This is a genomic window from Aquabacterium sp. OR-4, from assembly GCF_025290835.2.
Classification (GTDB): domain Bacteria; phylum Pseudomonadota; class Gammaproteobacteria; order Burkholderiales; family Burkholderiaceae_C; genus Pseudaquabacterium.
In genome coordinates this window covers 1,565,660-1,581,821 of record NZ_JAOCQD020000002.1, presented here as the reverse complement: position 1 = coordinate 1,581,821, position 16,162 = coordinate 1,565,660, and the positions used below count along the sequence as shown (strand labels likewise).

Sequence of the window (16,162 nt, the reverse complement as noted above, 5' to 3'; positions counted from 1 at the left end):
CGCCATCCCCGCGGGGGATCGACCGACGTACCCGGCGGGCGAGGGGTCGACATGAGCAAGACGGTTGCGGTTGTCGATTACGGCATGGGCAACCTGCGCTCGGTGTCGCAGGCCGTGATGCATGTGGCGGCCGATACCGGCCACACCGTGGTCGTCACCCAGAACCCGGACGAGGTGCGTGCCGCCGAGCGTGTGGTGCTGCCGGGCCAGGGCGCCATGCGCGACTGCATGCGCGAGCTGCACGACTCGGGCCTGAAGCAGGCCGTGCTCGAGGCCGCCCAGGCCAAGCCGCTGCTGGGCGTGTGCGTGGGCATGCAGATGCTGCTGGAGCACAGCGAGGAGCAGGACACCCCGGGCCTGGGCCTGATCGGTGGCCGCGTGCGGCGCTTTCGGCTCGAGGGCCGGCTGCAGGCCGACGGCAGCCGCTACAAGGTGCCGCAGATGGGCTGGAACCAGGTCCACCAGCAGGCGCATGCCTGGCACGGCGGCGGCGTGCACCCGATCTGGCAGGGCGTGCCCGATGGCGCCTACTTCTACTTCGTGCACAGCTTCTGGGCCGATCCGTCGGACGCACGCCACAGCGCCGGCATCACCGAATACGGCGAGCGCTTTACCAGCGCGGTGGCGCGGGATAACATTTTTGCCACCCAGTTCCACCCCGAGAAGAGTGCCGACCACGGTCTCGCGCTGTATCGCAACTTCCTGCACTGGCGGCCCTGAGCCTCGGTCACCGTTGCCGATGCTGCTTCCCGGTTTTTTCCTCTCCACCACTGTGCTGCAACAGCCATGCTGCTGATCCCCGCCATCGACCTGAAGGACGGCAAGTGCGTCCGCCTGCAACAAGGCGACATGAACGTGTCGACCACCTTCGGCGAGGATCCGGCGGCGATGGCCCGGCGCTGGCTGGATGCCGGTGCGCGCCGCCTGCACCTGGTCGACCTGAACGGCGCCTTCGCCGGCAAGCCGGTCAACGAGCCGGCGATCAAGGCCATCCTGCGCGAGGTGGGCGACGCGATCCCGGTGCAGCTGGGCGGCGGCATCCGCGATCTCGACACCATCGAGCGCTACCTGGATGACGGCATCAGCTACATCATCATCGGCACCGCGGCGGTCAAGAACCCCGGCTTCCTGCAGGATGCCTGCACGGCCTTCGGCGGCCACATTATCGTGGGCCTGGACGCCAAGGACGGCAAGGTGGCCACCGACGGCTGGAGCAAGCTCACCGGCCACGAGGTGGTGGATCTGGCCAAGAAGTTCGAGGACTACGGTGTCGAGGGCATCATCTACACCGACATCGGCCGCGACGGCATGCTCACCGGCATCAACATCGAGGCCACGGTCAAGCTGGCCCAGGCGCTCACCATCCCGGTCATCGCCTCGGGCGGGCTGAGCGACATCGCCGACATCGAGCGCCTGTGCGCGGTGGAGCGCGAAGGTGTCGAGGGCGTCATCTGCGGCCGCAGCATCTACACCGGCGCGCTCGACTTCACCGCGGCGCAAAAGCGCGCGGACGAGTTGCTGGCCGGTTGAGGCCGCATCGGGCGAACGCGCCCGCCTGCAGCAACGAACCAGGGCGCCGCAAGGCGCCCTTGTTGTTGGCGCAGGCGCCGTGGCTCAGGCGCTGCGGCGCCTGCCCGCCCAGCCCAGCAGCGCCAGGCCGCCGAGCATCAGCGCGTAGCTGCCGGGCTCGGGCACGGGCGCGGCCTGCAAGAAGGCGCGGATCTCGCCGCCCGGCACGAACGAGGTGTGGATGTTCAGGTAGGCCGAGCCCGAGGCCAGCCCGGTAGCCAGCGCCGCGAAGGCGCCTGCGGTGCTGCCGCCATTGGCGGTGATGTAGGCCGGGTTCCAGCTGCTGGCCAGGCTCATGTCGAACACCTGGTGGTAGCTGCCGGCCTTGACCCCGCTCACCCCGCTGCCGGTGCCCGGAAAGCCCGGAAAGGTGGGCACCGGTGTGGCCACGCCCGCGCCGCCGGTGCCGGGTGTGGGCGTGCAGCAGTGCAGGTGCGAGTTGCTCACCTGGCCGGTCAGGTTCGAGAACGAGACGCTCAGGTCCATGCTGAAGTCGTCGTCGTTGAGGATCAGGGTCACCTGGCCGGTGCCCAGCGATTGCTCGGCCGGCGCGGGCTCGCCCTGGTTGCTGAGCGTGCCCACATAGGTGACGGCATGGGCCCAGGCGGCGGGGGCGGTGAACAGCGCGGCGGCGGCGGCCGCGGCGGCCAGTGTGGCGCGGGGGTGCATGGTGGTCGACTCCTGAAGGGCGGATGGGGCCGAGGAACAGTCCTCGATGGCGCATACGGCCGCCGGCCACGCGTGCATCCATGCGCCGCGCCCATGAACAAGGGACAGGGATAATCCCGTGTCCAGCCCACCGATCGCACCATGCTCGCCAAACGCATCATTCCCTGTCTCGACGTCACCGGCGGCCGGGTCGTCAAGGGCGTCAACTTCGTCGAGCTGCGCGATGCCGGCGACCCGGTGGAGATTGCCGCGCGCTACAACGAGCAGGGTGCCGATGAGCTCACCTTCCTCGACATCACCGCCACCAGCGACCAGCGCGACGTGATCCTGCACGTCATCGAGGCGGTGGCCTCGCAGGTCTTCATTCCGCTCACCGTGGGCGGCGGCGTGCGCACCGTGGCCGATGTGCGGCGCCTGCTCAACGCCGGCGCCGACAAGGTGAGCTTCAACTCGGCGGCCATCGCCAACCCGCCGGTGATCCGCGAGGCCAGCGAGCGCTACGGCGCCCAGTGCATCGTGGTGGCCATCGACGCCAAGCGCCGCGTCGGCGACGACCTGGCCAGCAAGGGCCCGGGCTGGGATGTCTACAGCCACGGCGGGCGCAAGAACATGCACCTCGACGCGGTGGCCTGGGCCACGCAGATGGCGCAGATGGGCGCCGGCGAGATCCTGCTCACCAGCATGGACCGCGACGGCACCAAGATCGGCTTCGACCTCGAGCTCACCCGCGCGGTCAGCGATGCCGTGCCGGTGCCGGTGATCGCCTCGGGCGGCGTGGGTGCGCTGCAGCATCTGGCCGAGGGCATCCAGATCGGTGGCGCCGATGCGGTGCTGGCGGCCAGCATCTTTCACTACGGTGAATTCACGGTCGGGCAAGCCAAGGCAGAACTGGCGCGCCATGGCATTGCGGTGCGGCTGTGATGCTGCCGCGCCTCCCGCGCCCCGGCGCTGAAACGAGACACCCATGACCGCACCCCCCAAGCCACCTCGCGAGGTGCGACTGATCGGCGGCGACCTGCGCCGCAGCAAGCTGCCCGTGGCCGACCGCCCGGGCCTGCGGCCCACACCCGACCGGGTGCGCGAAACGCTGTTCAACTGGCTGGGTCAGGATCTGGCCGGCTGGCGCGTGCTCGACGCCTTTGCCGGCAGCGGTGCGCTGGGCTTCGAGGCGGCTTCGCGCGGCGCCGCCGAGGTGCTGCTGCTCGAGCGCGACCCGGTGCTGGTGAAGAGCCTGCGCGACAGCCAGCAGCGCCTGAAGGCGGCCACGCTGCGCGTGGATGGCGCCGACGCGCTGGCCTGGATGCGCCGCTGCCCGCCCGCCAGCTACGAGCTGGTGCTGCTCGATCCGCCGTTTGACAGCGCGCTGATGCCGCAGGCGCTGGCCGCGGCCGCGCCGCTGCTCAGCGCGGGCGGCTTCGTCTACGCCGAGACGCCCGCCGCGCTGCAGCCCGACGACATGCCGCCAGGGTTGACGCTCTGGCGTCAGGGCCGCGCCGGGGCGGTGTTCTATCATTTGCTGCAGCGCAACACCTGATCGGCCCGGCGAGGCCGGCACGCTGTCCGGCGGCCCCGCCGGCACGGGCGCGACACCAGACCCACGAGGAGACCCGCGATGACCCAGGCCAAGTTCATGACCGCCGTGTACCCGGGCACCTTCGACCCGATGACGCTGGGCCATGAAGACCTGATGCGCCGCGCATCGCGCCTGTTCGACAAGCTGATCCTGGCCGTGGCCGCAGGCCACCACAAGCGCACCATGTTCACCATCGCCGAGCGGCTGGAGATCGCGCAGGAGATCGCCAAGCCCTACGGCAACGTGGAGGTGGTGGCCTTTCGCGGCCTGCTGCGCGACTTTGTCGTGGGCAACGGCGGCAATGTGGTGGTGCGCGGCCTGCGGGCGGTGAGCGACTTCGAGTACGAGTTCCAGATGGCCGGCATGAACCGCCAGCTGATGCCCGATGTCGAGACGCTGTTTCTCACGCCCAGCGACCATTACCAGTTCGTCAGCGGCACCTTCGTGCGCGAGATCGCCACGCTGGGCGGCGACGTGTCGAAGTTCGTCGCGCCCTCGGTGCTGGCGCGCTTGAAGGAACGGGTGGCGCACCAGCCGCCGGAGACCTGATCATGGCCCTGATGATCACCGACGAGTGCATCAACTGCGATGTCTGCGAGCCCGAGTGCCCGAACCAGGCCATCGCGATGGGCGACGAGTTCTACCGCATCGACCCCGACAAGTGCACCGAGTGCGTGGGCCACTTCGACGAGCCGCAGTGCGTGCAGGTGTGCCCGGTGGAGTGCATCCCGGTGAACCCCGGGCGGGTGGAAAACCAGGACCAGCTGTGGGCGAAGTACCGCCTGCTGGTGGTCAAGGCGGCCTGAGCGCAACGCGGGCCGCGCGGACTTGACCAGAGGCGCGCATGCCGCGCCCGGGCCGATGCGCCTGACCTGCAAGGTGGCCCTGGCTGGCCCCGGCGCGTGCGCGCGCGGCGGCGACCGCCGCGAACTCAGTGGCTTTTGCGCGCCTTGGCCTGGCCCTTGGCGCGCGGCTTGGCGGTGGTCTGGCCCGGGTCCTTGGTCTTGCGTGCCGAGGCTGCGGGCTTCTTGTCCTTGCGCGGCTTGGCGGGCTTCTTGTCGATCACCGCGGGGGCCGACGCCGCCGGCTTGGGGGCCAGATTGCCCGCCACCTGGCGGGCCGCGGCCTCACGCTCGCGGTTGCGGCGCTCGTCGGCCAGTTGCCGGGCCAGTTGCGCGTCGCGTGCGGCGGCGTCGCGCGCCAGGCGCTGCTGCTCGGCGGTGGGCGGCGCCGGGGTGTCGAGCTTGACGCCGCCCGGGCAGGGCTCTGACGAATACTGCCCCGGCCCGCAACGGTAGACCGGCGGGCCACCACCTTGTGCCCCCCCGCCTTGCGCGCCACCGCCCGCGGCCTGCGCCATGGCCAGCGCCGGCAGGCTGCCCAGGGCCAGCAGGGCCAGCGCGCGCCGCACCCGCGGGCACAGCCGGGCCAGTGGGTGAACGGCAGCGGGGCGGTGCGGCAGGTTCATGGCGTCGACGGTGGTGTGGGTTCCGGGCGGGCCGCGCCCGGCGCGGCGGGCACTGCGGCTGTGGCTGACACCGCCGCCGCCGCTGCGACGGGCAGGACGGCCAGCGTGGCCGGCTCGGGCCGCGGTGGCTTGGGCCGCGGCGGCTTGCTGGTGTGGATCTTGGCGGTGGCGCGGTCGATCGCACCGTCCAGCAGCCAGGGCAGGGCCTCCAGCGTGCGCGTCACGGTCTGGTCGATGGCAATGCGTTCGTCCAGCGGCGGCTTGCGCAGCACATAGGCCGCCACCTCGCTGCGGTGGCCGGGGTGGCCGATGCCCAGCCGCAAGCGCCAGAAATCGGGCGTGCCCAGCTGCGCCTGAATGTCCTTGAGCCCGTTGTGGCCGGCCGCGCTGCCGCCGCGCTTGAGCTTGGCCTCGCCGGGCGGCAGGTCGAGTTCGTCATGCACCACCAGGATCTCGTCGGGCGCGATCTTGAAGAAGCGCGCCAGCGGGCTGACCGCCTTGCCCGACAGGTTCATGAAGGTCATCGGCTGCAGCAGCCAGATCGGGCCGGCGCTGCGGTTCACGCGCGCCACCTGGCCGTGGTAGCTGCGGTCAAAAGACAGCAGGCCGCCCAGCTGGCGCGCGGCGCCATCCACCCACCAGAAGCCGGCGTTGTGGCGGGTGTCTTCGTATTCGGGGCCCGGGTTGCCCAGGCCAACGATCAATCGGATCATGGGGCGCGATTATCCCGCCCCGGGGCGGGTGCCCGATGCCTGGGGCGGGTGGCCGATGTCTGTGGCCTGGCCGGCGTCGGTGGCCTTGCCGGTGTCGGCCGGGTGTCCGTCGTCCGCGGCCGGCGCGGGCGGGCGCAAGGCCTGCGCCGCGCCGTCGGCCAGGGCGCGGCCGATGCGGTCCAGCGTGCCGGCGCGCGGCGCACCGGCGCCCGGCGCCGCGGCATCGCCGCTCTGGCTGCTCAGGCGCCACTGGTGCCAGTGCAGCAGCACGTCCACATGCACCGTGGGGTGCAGCGCCAGCAGCTCGCCGCTGGCCAGCCAGCCGGCCGCCATCTGCTCGGGCACCACACCGATGCCCCAGCCCATCACCGCGGCGCGGGCATGGGCCTCGGTGGCCGGCACATGGCGCTCACGCAGGCGCGGCGCGCGCACGCCGAAGGCCTGGCTGACCCAGACGCTGTGGTTGTCGTCCTTGCGGTTGAACACCAGCCAGGGCACGCTGGCAAAGTTGCCGCGGTGCAGGCCTTGCGGCAGCTGCTCGGCGACGAACGCCGGGCTGGCCACCGCCACGTAGCGCATGCAGCCCAGCGGCGTGACGCTGCAGCCGCGCAAGGCCTCGGCCACGGTGCTCACGCAGCCCAGCACCGCGCCTTCGCGCAGCCAGTCGTGGGTGAAGTCCTGGTCGTCGACGATCAGCTCCAGGCCATAACCCTCGCGCTGGCCGGCAAGCACCACCTCGTGCAGCGCGGGCAGCACCCAGGTGGCCAGGCTGTCGGCGTTCACGGCGATGGGCAGGCGCTCGTCCTGCGACAGCGCGGCGCCCAGCTCGCGCGACATGTCGGCGCGCATGGCCTGCATCTGGCGGGCGTAGCGCAGCAGCACCTTGCCGGGCTCGGTCAGGCGCAGCGGCCGGCTGCGCACCACCAGCAGCCGGCCCAGGCCGGTCTCCAGCGTGCGCAGGCGCTGCGACACCGCCGACTGGGTGATGCTCAGCTGCTGCGCCGCGCGCTCGAAGCTGCCAGCGTCGGCCAGCGCAGCCAGGCACTCCAGGGCCGCGGGATCGAAGGCGTTCATCGGCGGTGCCGGGTGGTGGCTTCAGGGGGCCGCGGCGCGCTGCAGCCGGGCCGGATCGAAACCCAGCGCCAGCAGGCGGGCGGTGATGCGCTGCCAGCCGGCCTCGTCAAGCTGCGGCGTGCGCGACAGCACCCACAGGTACTCGCGCTGCGGTTCGCTGACGATGGCCACGCGGTAGTCGGCATCGAGGTCGACCACCCAGTAGTCGCCCCAGACCTGCGGCAGCCAGGCCAGCCAGGCCGGTGCAAAGCGCACCTGCAGCCGCGCCGTGCCGGCCGGGCCCACCGCGCGTGCGCGGCCGGTGGCCTGCTCGGTGCCGCCATCGGCCAGGCCGCAGCGGTTGCTGACCTGCACGCCGCCGTCGGCCAGCAGGGCGTAATCGGCCGTGGTGGCGCCGGTGCACTGGCGCTGGAAGCGGTTGGGGTAGCGCGCCAGTTCATGCCAGCGGCCCATGTAGCGGGGCAGGTCGAGCGCGGCCATCGGTTGCAGCGCGCCCGGCGCCACGGCCGGGGCAACGGGCTGCTGCGCGGTGCCGGCCGCCGGCCAGGCGGCCAGCGCCCAGGCCATGCCGGCGGCGCGCAGCGCACGGGCTGCACGGGCCGGCGCTGAAAGAGAGCAGCAGGTGCGTGGTGAATGCATGGCGGCAAGCATGCCCCAGAAAGCACGAAGGCCCGCACAGGCGGGCCTTCGCAAAGCAAGGCAGCAGACGCGGGCGCCAGGGCCCGCGGCCGGACTTACTTCTTCTTCTTGGCGTCCTTGCCCTTGGCCGGCGCGGCCACGGGTGCGGCCACGATCTCTTCTTCGACCTTCGGCGGGTTCACGGCCACGATCACCGGGTTCAGGCTGCCATGGCGAACCAGCTTGGTGCCTTCGGGCAGCTGGATGTCGGTGGCGTGCAGCGACTGACCCTTGACCAGGGCCGACAGATCGACCGAGATGAACTCGGGCAGCTGCACGGCCAGGCATTCGATCTCGATTTCGGTGGCCACATGGGCGACCAGGCACTTGTCGGTCTTCACGGCGACCGAGTTCTCTTCGCCCGTGAAGTGCAGCGGCACCTTCTTGTGCAGGCGGGTGGTCTCGTCCACGCGCTGGAAGTCGACGTGCAGGACTTGCTGCTTCCAGGGGTGCATCTGGAAGTCACGCAGCAGAACCTTCTGCTGGGCGCCGGCCAGTTCCATCTCGAGGATGGAGCTGTGGAAGGCTTCCTTCTTGAGCGCGAAGAACAGCGCGTTGTGATCGAGCTCGATCATCTGGGGCTCGCCGGCACCGAAAACGATGCCCGGAACCTTGCCCGAAATGCGCAGGCGGCGGCTCGCTCCGGTCCCCTGCAGGGTGCGCTCAAAAGCGACGAATTGCATGGTGTGACTCCATGGTGGGTGCCCGCGACCAGGCACCTGGGTGATGCGCCGCCAGCCCCATGCCGGCGGACGCCGTGCTCAACCGGTCAGAAGTTGCTGTTCTGCTCGGCAAAGAGGGAGGTGACCGATTCGCCGTCAGAGATGCGGCGGATGGTCTCGGCGAACAGGAAGGCCACCGACAGCTGGCGGATCTTCTTGCAGGCCTTGGCGGCGTCGGACAGCGGGATGGTGTTGGTGATCACCACCTCGTCGAGCTGGCTGTTGCCAATGCGCTCGACGGCCGGGCCGGAAAGAATCGGGTGCGTGCAGTACGCGAACACGCGCTTGGCGCCGCGATCCTTCAGCACCTCGGCGGCCTTCACCAGGGTGCCGGCGGTGTCGATCATGTCGTCCATGATCACGCAGTTGCGGCCTTCGATCTCGCCGATCACGTGCATCACTTCCGACACGTTGGCCTTGGGCCGGCGCTTGTCGATGATGGCCAGATCCGAACCCAGCTGCTTGGCCAGCGCGCGCGCACGCACCACGCCGCCCACATCGGGGCTCACCACCACCAGATCAGGGTAGGCCTTGCTCTTCAGGTCGGACAGCAGCACCGGGCTGGCGTAGATGTTGTCGACCGGGATGTCGAAGAAGCCCTGGATCTGGTCGGCGTGGAGGTCCATCGTGAGCACGCGCTCGACGCCCACTGTCTCGAACAGGTTGGCCACCACCTTGGCGGTGATCGGCACGCGCATCGAGCGCGGGCGGCGATCCTGGCGGGCGTAGCCGAAGTAGGGCACCACGGCCGTGATGCGGCGCGCGCTGGCACGCTTGAGCGCATCGACCATGATCAGCAGTTCCATCAGGTTGTCGTTCGTGGGCGCGCAGGTGCTTTGCACCACGAACACGTCGCGCGCGCGAACGTTCTGCTGGATCTCTACCGTGACCTCGCCGTCGGAAAACTTTCCGACATGCGCCTTGCCCAGCTCGACGCCAAGATTGCGCGCCATTTCCTGCGCCAGGACCGGGTTGGAGTTGCCGGTGAACAGCAAGGTGTTGAACAGCACGACTCGCTCCGCGTCAGGCTCGGAATTGCTGGGGGGGGAGATGAAAAGATGTTTGGCAGGGGAGGAAGGACTCGAACCCTCGCATGTCGGAATCAAAATCCGATGCCTTGACCAACTTGGCGACTCCCCTACACAGGACCCGGCCAACGCCGAACCCTTGAAACCGTTTCAACCTGCCCAATCCACGAGGGGATGCCGGGCGAGGCTGCGGCACATGCGTCCAACCCAGGTTGGCGGAAGTTCATCCGCCGCCCATGTCGCCAAAGGTTGGCTGCCGGTGCCGGCTCCCGCGAACACTGCGCTGCCGGATCCCGTCATGCGGCTGTTGCCGTAGCGGGCCCCGAGCCACGTGGCGACTTGCGTCACCTCGCTGCAGTGGGACTCGGCCGGTGGCTGCAGGTCATTTTGACCGTGGCTGCTACCGATGAGACCCCCGCAACGCTTTGCGTCTGCGAGAAAGTCCATGACTATAGCAGGTTTCGTGTCGCGTACCAAGAGGGGGCTCGAAAAGATCGCGGCGGTGGCGATGGCCTCGGCCGGTTTGACCACCGCAAACCACTGCGGCGGCAGCACATCGGCGGGCAGCGGCGTGAGGCGTTCACCGATGCCCTCGACGAAGGCGTTGTCGCCACCGATGAAAAACGGCAGGTCGGCGCCCAGGCTCAAGGCCAGCGTGGCCAGTCGCTCGCGCGGCCAGTGCAGGCCCCACAGCCGGTTGAGGGCCAGCAGGGTGCTGGCCGCATCCGAGCTGCCGCCGCCCAGGCCGGCGCCCCAGGGCACATGCTTCATCACCGAGATGTCGGCACCCAGGGTGCAGCCGCTGGCCTGCTGCAGCGCGCGCGCGGCGCGCAGGCTCAGGTCGTCGGCCGGCAGCGCCGGGCCCAGGTCGTGGCGGGCCAGCGCGCCGTCGCTGCGGCGCTCGAAGTGCAGCGTGTCGCACCAGTCGATCAGCACGAACACCGACTGCAGCAGGTGATAGCCATCGGGCCGGCGGCCCACCACATGCAGGAACAGGTTGAGCTTGGCCGGGGCCGGCACGTCGTAGAGCGCGGAGAGGGGCATGGGGGAATTGTCGCGTCGGCACAAGCCGCAAGCGGCGGTGGCGCGCCATCGGCCCGCGCCGCCGTGTTGTTCAGGCCCGGTCAGCCGCCCGGCGTGAGGCGCACCCGCACGCTCACCGCGGGCGGGCCGTCGCGGCGGGCTTCGAGCCAGCCTTCGGCCAGGCGTGCCAGGCTCACCTGCCAGCCCAGCTGCACGAAGCCGGCGCCGCCGTCGGCGCGTGGCGTGCTGTTGGCGCCCGGCCAGGGCTGACCGCGCAGCCAGTCGAACAGCGCGGCAATCGGAAAGTTTTCGCCCAGGGCCTGCGTGGCCAGCGCGTCGAGCGTGGCAAAGGCCTGTTCGCCATCGCTGGTGCGCAGCAGGGCGCCGGCAGGCGACCAGCTGGCGCGGGCCGCGGTGGCGCCCAGCGGCCCCTGCAGCAGCAGCGCGCCGCGCTCGGCGTTGCCGCTCAGTTCAAAACCGGCGCTCAGGTCGCGTTCGGGTTGGCCGTCCACCCGCAAGGCCAGCCGGCCTTCGAGCACCGGCAACACGCCGGCCTGCGGCACGGCCGGGGTGGCGCAGGCGCCCAGCAATAAGGCCAGCGGCGCGGCCAGCACGGCGGCCAGCCAGTGGCGCCGCCGCCGCAGGGCGAACCCCGCCATCAAAGGCCGACCTTGAGCCGGGCCAGGGTTTCGCGCAGCACCTCGTTTTGCGCGTCGCGGGCCTGGGCCTCGCGCCAGACGCGGCGGGCTTCGTCTTGCTGGCCGGCGGCCCACAGCACCTCGCCCAGGTGGGCGGCGATCTCGGTGTCGGGTCGCGCGCTGTAGGCCTGGCGCAGCAGGCGCAGTGCTTCGTCGGCGCGGCCCATGCGGAACTCGGCCCAGCCCAGGCTGTCGGTGATGAACGGGTCGCCCGGAGAAAGCTCGAGCGCACGCTGGATCAGCGCCCGCGCCTCGGGCAGGCGCACATTGCGGTCGACCATCGAATAGCCCAGCGCGTTGTGCGCATGCGAATGCTCGGGCTTGAGTTCGATCACGCGGCGCAGCAGGCGCTCCATGTCGGCAAAGCGGCCGAGTTTTTCCTCGACCATGGCCTGCTCGTAGATCAGGTCGGTGTCGTCCTTGAAGCGCTCGGCGGCGTCGGCCAGCACCTCGGCGGCCTCGCGCCAGCGCTTCACGTCGCGCAGCATCTGTGCCTCGGCCATGGCCTTGGCGCGGGCGTCGTCGCCGGTGCGCTCGGGCACGCTGCGGATCAGGGCGCGGGCCTCGGCCAGCTTGCCCTGGCGCGCCAGCATGGTGGCGCGGCGGGTCTGCACCTCGATCAGGCGCTGCGGGTTGTCGACCTTGGCCAGCCATTGCTCTGCGGCCTTGACGTCGCCGCGCTGCTCGGCCGCCTGGGCCAGCAGCAGCCAGGCCTGGTTGAGGCCGGCCGAGCCGCTGGCATCGCCCTCGCCATCGGCTTCTTCGTCGTCATCGTGGGGCGAGGCGGGCTTGGCGGCCGGCGCGGCGGCGTCGCCTGCCGCAGCGGTGTCGGCCTTGGGGGCCTGGGCCAGCGTCACATAACGCTGCAGTGCCGCCTCGGCCTCGGCCGGCTGGCGCATCTCGAGGCGCAGGGCACCGAGTGTGAGCCAGGGATCGGCCAGCTGCGGGCGCTCGCGGGTGATCTGGTCGAGCTGCGAGGCGGCGTCGGCATAACGCTGCGACTGCGTGAGGGAACGCACCCAGGCCAGGCGCACGCCCGCATCGGCCTGTGGCTGGGCCAGGTAGGCCGTGACCAGGGCCTCGGCCGCCGGCGTGCCGGGCAGCATCTCGAGGGCCAGCAGCACCGGGCCGGGCGAGGCCGGATCGGCCGCCTGCGCGGCCTGGGCCAGCGCCAGCGCCCGCGGCGCGTCGTTGTTGGCCAGGTGCATGCGGCCCAGCGTGAGCTGGCTCGCCTGGCGCGTGGCGGCAGCGGCCTGGTAGGGCGCCACCAGCCGCTCCACCAGGGCCAGGGCCTGGGCGCGGTCGGGCATGCGCTGCACCAGGCGGGGCAGGGCGCCGATCAGGCCCGGGCGCTCCATCACCGGCAGCTTCTGCAGCCAGGCGGCCAGGGGTTCGGCGGTTTCGGCGGGGCGGTTCAGCGCGAACAGGATCTGGGTCTGGTAGCGCATCGGCGCCACCGACAGCGGCCGGCTGCTGGCCCAGGCGCGGGCGGCGGCCAGGGCCTGGTCACCGGCGCGGGCCTGCAGCGCGATCTCGACCGCGCGCTGGAACAAGGCCTCGTCACTTTGCCGGCGCGCGGCGTCAAGCACGATCTCGTAGGCCGAGCCGGCGCGCCCGGCGCGAAGCTCCATCTCGCCGATCAGCAGCTGGTAGAACAAGGGGGCATCGAGCGCCGAGTTCTCGACCGCGGCAGGCGCTGCCACGGCAGGCGCCACCGCCGGCTGTGCCCAGGCGCCGGTGCAGACCATGGCCGTTGCGAGCACGGCCCCGCGAGCGGAAAGGCGCCAAGGGCGGCGTGCGGGGACGGCTGTGCCGGTCATCGAGACTCCTGAAAACGCATCAGATTCTAGGTGGCGAGGATAATTCCCCGATGCCCGAACTGCCCGAGGTTGAAGTCACGCGCGCCAGTCTGGCCGATCGCCTGCACGGCGCCCACATCGAGGCCGTGCACCTGGGAAAACCGCTGCGCTGGCCGCTGGGTGCGGCCCCCGAGCGCCTGCTCGAGTGCCGGATCGGCGAATTGCAAAGACGCGGTAAATACCTGTGGATGCCGCTCACCGGCCCGCAGGCCCCGGGCGCCGGCGCAGCCCCGCGCGAGGCCGGTGGCTTGCTGTGGCACCTGGGCATGTCGGGCTCGCTGCAACTGACGGAGGCGCCGGCGGCGCGCGGCGTGCATGACCATGTCGAGCTGCGCACCAGCCGTGGCACCCTGCGCCTGACCGATCCGCGGCGCTTTGGCGCGGTGGTGTGGTCGGCCACGCTGGCGGTCGATCCGGCGGCCAGGCTGCTGGCCCGGCTGGGGGCCGAGCCGTTCGACCCGGCACTGACGCCGCAGCGTTTTCATGCCGAGCTGCATGCCCGGCGCACGCCGGTGAAGGCGGCACTGCTGGCCGGCGACATCGTGGTGGGTGCCGGCAACATCTACGCCTGCGAGGCGCTGCACCGCGCCGGCATCGACCCGCGCCTGCGCTGCTGCCAGCTGAGCCGGCCACGCGCCGAGCGCCTGCTGGCGGCGCTGCGCGAGACGCTGGCGCAGGCCATCGCGCTGGGGGGTTCGACGCTGCGGGACTTCAAGGACGCGCACGGCATGAGCGGCGCCTTCCAGCACCAGGCCCTGGTCTATGGCCGCGAGGGCGAGGCCTGCGCGCGTTGTGGCGGCACGGTGCGGCGGCTGGTGCAGGCGCAACGCTCGACCTTTTTCTGTCCGGCCTGCCAGCGCCGCTGACGGCCGCCGGCCCGGTATCGAGCGTTAATTTGGTCACGGCGCGATGGGCGCGCCTGTTGCGCTTGCTTGCCGGCCCGGCCGATAGACGCGCCAGGGCTGCGCTAGCATGCCCCAAGCCCGCCCCCCAGCCCACCGCCATCCGTACCACGCCGAGGCCGCATGAACAGTCCCCTGCTCACGAGCATCGACACGCTCGCCACCTGGCGTCGCGGGCTGGATCTGGGTGTCGAGCGCTTCAGCATGCTGCTGTCCGACCACGGCCTGCTCGATGGCGAAGACAAGGCCTTGGCCCAGGCCCTGCGCCAGCGTCTGGCGGCCGACCGGCTGGTGGTGGCTTTCGTGGCCGAGTTCTCGCGCGGCAAGTCGGAGCTGATCAACGCGCTGTTTTTTGCCGATTCGGGCCGGCGCGTGATGCCGGCCACGCCCGGCCGCACCACGATGTGCCCGGTAGAGCTGGGCTGGGATGCGCAGCAGCCGCCGTCGCTGGCGCTGCTGCCGATCGACACCCGCATCGGCGGCCAGCCGGTGGCGGTGCTGCGCGAGCAGCCCGAGCTGTGGCAGCAGGTGCCGCTGCAGGTGACCGACGCCGACGCCATGGCCGCGGCGCTCGAGCGGGTCACGCACACCCAGCGCGTGCCGGTGGCGCATGCCCGCGCGCTGGGCTTCTGGAACGACGAGCATCCCGAGGACAACCCGCCCTGCGACAGCGACGACATGGTCGAGGTTCCGGCCTGGCGCCATGCGCTGGTCAACCTGCCGCATCCGCTGCTGCGCCGCGGCCTGGTGGTGGTGGACACGCCGGGCCTCAACGCCATCGGCGCCGAGCCCGAGCTCACGCTGAGCCTGCTGCCCTCGGCCCATGCCACGGTGTTTGTGCTGGCCGCCGACACCGGCGTCACCAAGGCCGACCTGACCGTGTGGCGCGATCACCTGGGCGACCGCGCCTTCGAGCGTTTTGTCGTGCTCAACAAGATCGACACGCTGACCGACCCGCTGCGCTCGGCCGACGAGGTGGAGGCCCTGCTGCAGCGCCAGTGCCAGAGCGTGTGCCAGACGCTGGACGTGCCGCGCGAGCGGGTGTTTCCGCTGTCGGCGCGCGATGCCCTGGCGGGACGGGTGCGCAGCGACGGCGAGCTGCTGGCGCGCAGCCGTCTGCCGGTGCTCGAAGACGCCTTGCTGCAGCAGTTGCTGCCGCAGCGCAGCCGGGTGATCGGCCGCATGGTCGAAGACGGTGCGCGCAGCCTGCACCAGGGCGCGGTGCGCCGCCTGGCCGAGCGCCAGCGCCAGGTGGGCGAACAGCTGTACGAGCTGAAGAGCCTGAGCGGCAAGAGCCTGGCCCGCCTGCAGCTGATGACCGGCCGGCTGGACGCCGAGGCCGCCGAGTTCGAGCGCTGTGCGCCGCGCCTGGCCGCGCTGCGCATGGTGCTGTCACGCGAATCGCATGCGGTGCTCGACAGCCTGTCGAGCGAGCAGGTGCGCGACGCCGTGCTGCGCATGCGCAGCGACAGCGAATCCAGCCTGCTGCGCCTGGGCGCGGCACGCGCCTTCGCGCTGCTGGGCGAGCGCCTGCGCGGCCTGATCTTCGAGGCCGACCGCCGCCTGGCCGAGCTTGAATCGATGCTGGCCACCACGCAGGGCCAGCTCAATGGCGAGTTCGGGCTCACGCTGGGCATGCCGCCGCGGCCGGTGGCGGCCGACTTCATCGACGAGCTCAAGCGCATCGAGCACGGGTATGCGCGCCACGTCAGCATCACCCAGGTGTGGCGGCTGGCGCAGCCGGGCTTCATCGAGCAGTTCTCGCGCCTGCTGCTGTCGAAGCTGCGCGTGATCTTCGAGGGTGCCGCGCACGAGATCGAAGGCTGGCTGCGCAGCGTGGGCAGCCAGATGGATGAGCAGCTGCGCGAACACCGCAAGGCGCTGCAGCAGCGGCGCGAGGCGCATGGCCGCATCCGCGACGCCGAAAGCGGCCTGGAGCGCAGCATTGCCGACCTGGAAGCGCAAGATGCCCGCATGGCCCGCCTGGCCGAGAGCATCGATGCCGAGTTTGACCGCGTGCGCCGCCGCGCGGCCATGGCGCCATCGGCCGACACCGGTGCGTCGCCGCGGCTGCAGCTGGTGACGCCGGCCGAGCCGGCGGTGGCCCGCGGCGCCGCGTGAGCGGCGCCGATGTTGAGCTGCCACGCCGCGTGAGCGGCACCGATGCCGAGCTGCCGGGCCGCGTG

Annotated in this window: 18 protein-coding genes and 1 tRNA gene; 8 read left to right on the top strand and 11 right to left on the bottom strand. The window is 71.2% G+C overall.

What is annotated here, in order from left to right:
* Positions 1 to 51 precede the first annotated feature (51 nt).
* A complete protein-coding gene (gene hisH, locus N4G63_RS19210; RefSeq protein WP_314600072.1) occupies positions 52 to 720 on the top strand; it encodes an imidazole glycerol phosphate synthase subunit HisH in 669 nt (222 codons plus the stop codon).
* Positions 721 to 786: 66 nt separating this feature from the next.
* Positions 787 to 1,530 (top strand): 1-(5-phosphoribosyl)-5-[(5-phosphoribosylamino)methylideneamino]imidazole-4-carboxamide isomerase, encoded by a 744-nt coding sequence (hisA, locus tag N4G63_RS19205; RefSeq protein ID WP_260787260.1) that lies wholly within the window; start codon positions 787 to 789, stop codon positions 1,528 to 1,530.
* An 84-nt stretch (positions 1,531 to 1,614) separates the two neighbouring features.
* Here hisA and N4G63_RS19200 read toward each other — a convergent pair whose 3' ends face one another.
* Positions 1,615 to 2,238 (bottom strand): CHRD domain-containing protein, encoded by a 624-nt coding sequence (locus tag N4G63_RS19200; protein WP_260787261.1) that lies wholly within the window; start codon positions 2,236 to 2,238, stop codon positions 1,615 to 1,617.
* A gap of 141 nt (positions 2,239 to 2,379) precedes the next feature.
* Between N4G63_RS19200 and hisF the strand changes: the two genes are divergently transcribed.
* The 4 genes from hisF to N4G63_RS19180 all read left to right on the top strand — a co-directional run bounded on the left by hisF (position 2,380) and on the right by N4G63_RS19180 (position 4,617).
* Complete coding sequence (hisF, locus tag N4G63_RS19195) at positions 2,380 to 3,159, top strand: imidazole glycerol phosphate synthase subunit HisF (RefSeq protein ID WP_260787262.1); 780 nt, start codon at positions 2,380 to 2,382, stop codon at positions 3,157 to 3,159.
* A gap of 43 nt (positions 3,160 to 3,202) precedes the next feature.
* Positions 3,203 to 3,772, top strand: a complete 570-nt coding sequence (gene rsmD, locus N4G63_RS19190; protein ID WP_314600071.1) for a 16S rRNA (guanine(966)-N(2))-methyltransferase RsmD — start codon at positions 3,203 to 3,205, stop codon at positions 3,770 to 3,772.
* 78 nt (positions 3,773 to 3,850) lie between these two features.
* On the top strand, positions 3,851 to 4,360 hold the full coding sequence (gene coaD, locus N4G63_RS19185; RefSeq protein WP_260787263.1) for a pantetheine-phosphate adenylyltransferase: 510 nt from the start codon (positions 3,851 to 3,853) through the stop codon (positions 4,358 to 4,360).
* A gap of 2 nt (positions 4,361 to 4,362) precedes the next feature.
* Positions 4,363 to 4,617, top strand: coding sequence for a YfhL family 4Fe-4S dicluster ferredoxin (locus tag N4G63_RS19180; RefSeq protein ID WP_260787264.1), 255 nt, complete (start codon positions 4,363 to 4,365; stop codon positions 4,615 to 4,617).
* Positions 4,618 to 4,742: 125 nt separating this feature from the next.
* Here N4G63_RS19180 and N4G63_RS19175 read toward each other — a convergent pair whose 3' ends face one another.
* The 10 genes from N4G63_RS19175 to N4G63_RS19130 form a co-directional block, all read right to left on the bottom strand.
* Positions 4,743 to 5,279, bottom strand: a complete 537-nt coding sequence (locus N4G63_RS19175) for a hypothetical protein (protein ID WP_314600070.1) — start codon at positions 5,277 to 5,279, stop codon at positions 4,743 to 4,745.
* Entirely contained in the window at positions 5,276 to 5,992 is a 717-nt protein-coding gene (gene pth / locus N4G63_RS19170; RefSeq protein ID WP_260787266.1) for an aminoacyl-tRNA hydrolase, read from the bottom strand. Before pth ends, N4G63_RS19175 begins: the two co-directional genes overlap by 4 nt.
* Positions 5,993 to 6,001: 9 nt before the next feature.
* A complete protein-coding gene (locus N4G63_RS19165; RefSeq protein ID WP_314600069.1) occupies positions 6,002 to 7,066 on the bottom strand; it encodes a LysR family transcriptional regulator ArgP in 1,065 nt (354 codons plus the stop codon).
* Positions 7,067 to 7,087: 21 nt separating this feature from the next.
* A complete protein-coding gene (locus tag N4G63_RS19160) occupies positions 7,088 to 7,705 on the bottom strand; it encodes a lipocalin family protein (RefSeq protein WP_260787267.1) in 618 nt (205 codons plus the stop codon).
* A gap of 95 nt (positions 7,706 to 7,800) precedes the next feature.
* Positions 7,801 to 8,427, bottom strand: coding sequence for a 50S ribosomal protein L25/general stress protein Ctc (locus tag N4G63_RS19155; RefSeq protein WP_260787268.1), 627 nt, complete (start codon positions 8,425 to 8,427; stop codon positions 7,801 to 7,803).
* A gap of 86 nt (positions 8,428 to 8,513) precedes the next feature.
* On the bottom strand, positions 8,514 to 9,476 hold the full coding sequence (locus tag N4G63_RS19150; RefSeq protein WP_314600068.1) for a ribose-phosphate pyrophosphokinase: 963 nt from the start codon (positions 9,474 to 9,476) through the stop codon (positions 8,514 to 8,516).
* Positions 9,477 to 9,529: 53 nt separating this feature from the next.
* Positions 9,530 to 9,606 (bottom strand) — tRNA-Gln (locus tag N4G63_RS19145).
* Positions 9,607 to 9,644: 38 nt separating this feature from the next.
* Complete coding sequence (ispE, locus tag N4G63_RS19140; protein ID WP_260787672.1) at positions 9,645 to 10,538, bottom strand: 4-(cytidine 5'-diphospho)-2-C-methyl-D-erythritol kinase; 894 nt, start codon at positions 10,536 to 10,538, stop codon at positions 9,645 to 9,647.
* 80 nt (positions 10,539 to 10,618) lie between these two features.
* Positions 10,619 to 11,176: a lipoprotein insertase outer membrane protein LolB gene (locus N4G63_RS19135; RefSeq protein ID WP_260787269.1), complete on the bottom strand. Its 558-nt coding sequence runs from the start codon at positions 11,174 to 11,176 to the stop codon at positions 10,619 to 10,621.
* Positions 11,176 to 12,918: a tetratricopeptide repeat protein gene (locus N4G63_RS19130; protein WP_260787270.1), complete on the bottom strand. Its 1,743-nt coding sequence runs from the start codon at positions 12,916 to 12,918 to the stop codon at positions 11,176 to 11,178. The genes N4G63_RS19135 and N4G63_RS19130 overlap by 1 nt, the downstream gene beginning before the upstream one ends.
* A 167-nt stretch (positions 12,919 to 13,085) precedes the next feature.
* On the opposite strand from N4G63_RS19130, the gene mutM reads away from it, so the two are divergent.
* Together mutM and N4G63_RS19120 are read left to right on the top strand one after the other, a co-directional pair.
* A complete protein-coding gene (gene mutM, locus N4G63_RS19125; protein ID WP_260787271.1) occupies positions 13,086 to 13,940 on the top strand; it encodes a bifunctional DNA-formamidopyrimidine glycosylase/DNA-(apurinic or apyrimidinic site) lyase in 855 nt (284 codons plus the stop codon).
* Between the two features lie 159 nt (positions 13,941 to 14,099).
* Complete coding sequence (locus N4G63_RS19120; RefSeq protein WP_260787272.1) at positions 14,100 to 16,097, top strand: dynamin family protein; 1,998 nt, start codon at positions 14,100 to 14,102, stop codon at positions 16,095 to 16,097.
* Positions 16,098 to 16,162 lie beyond the last annotated feature (65 nt).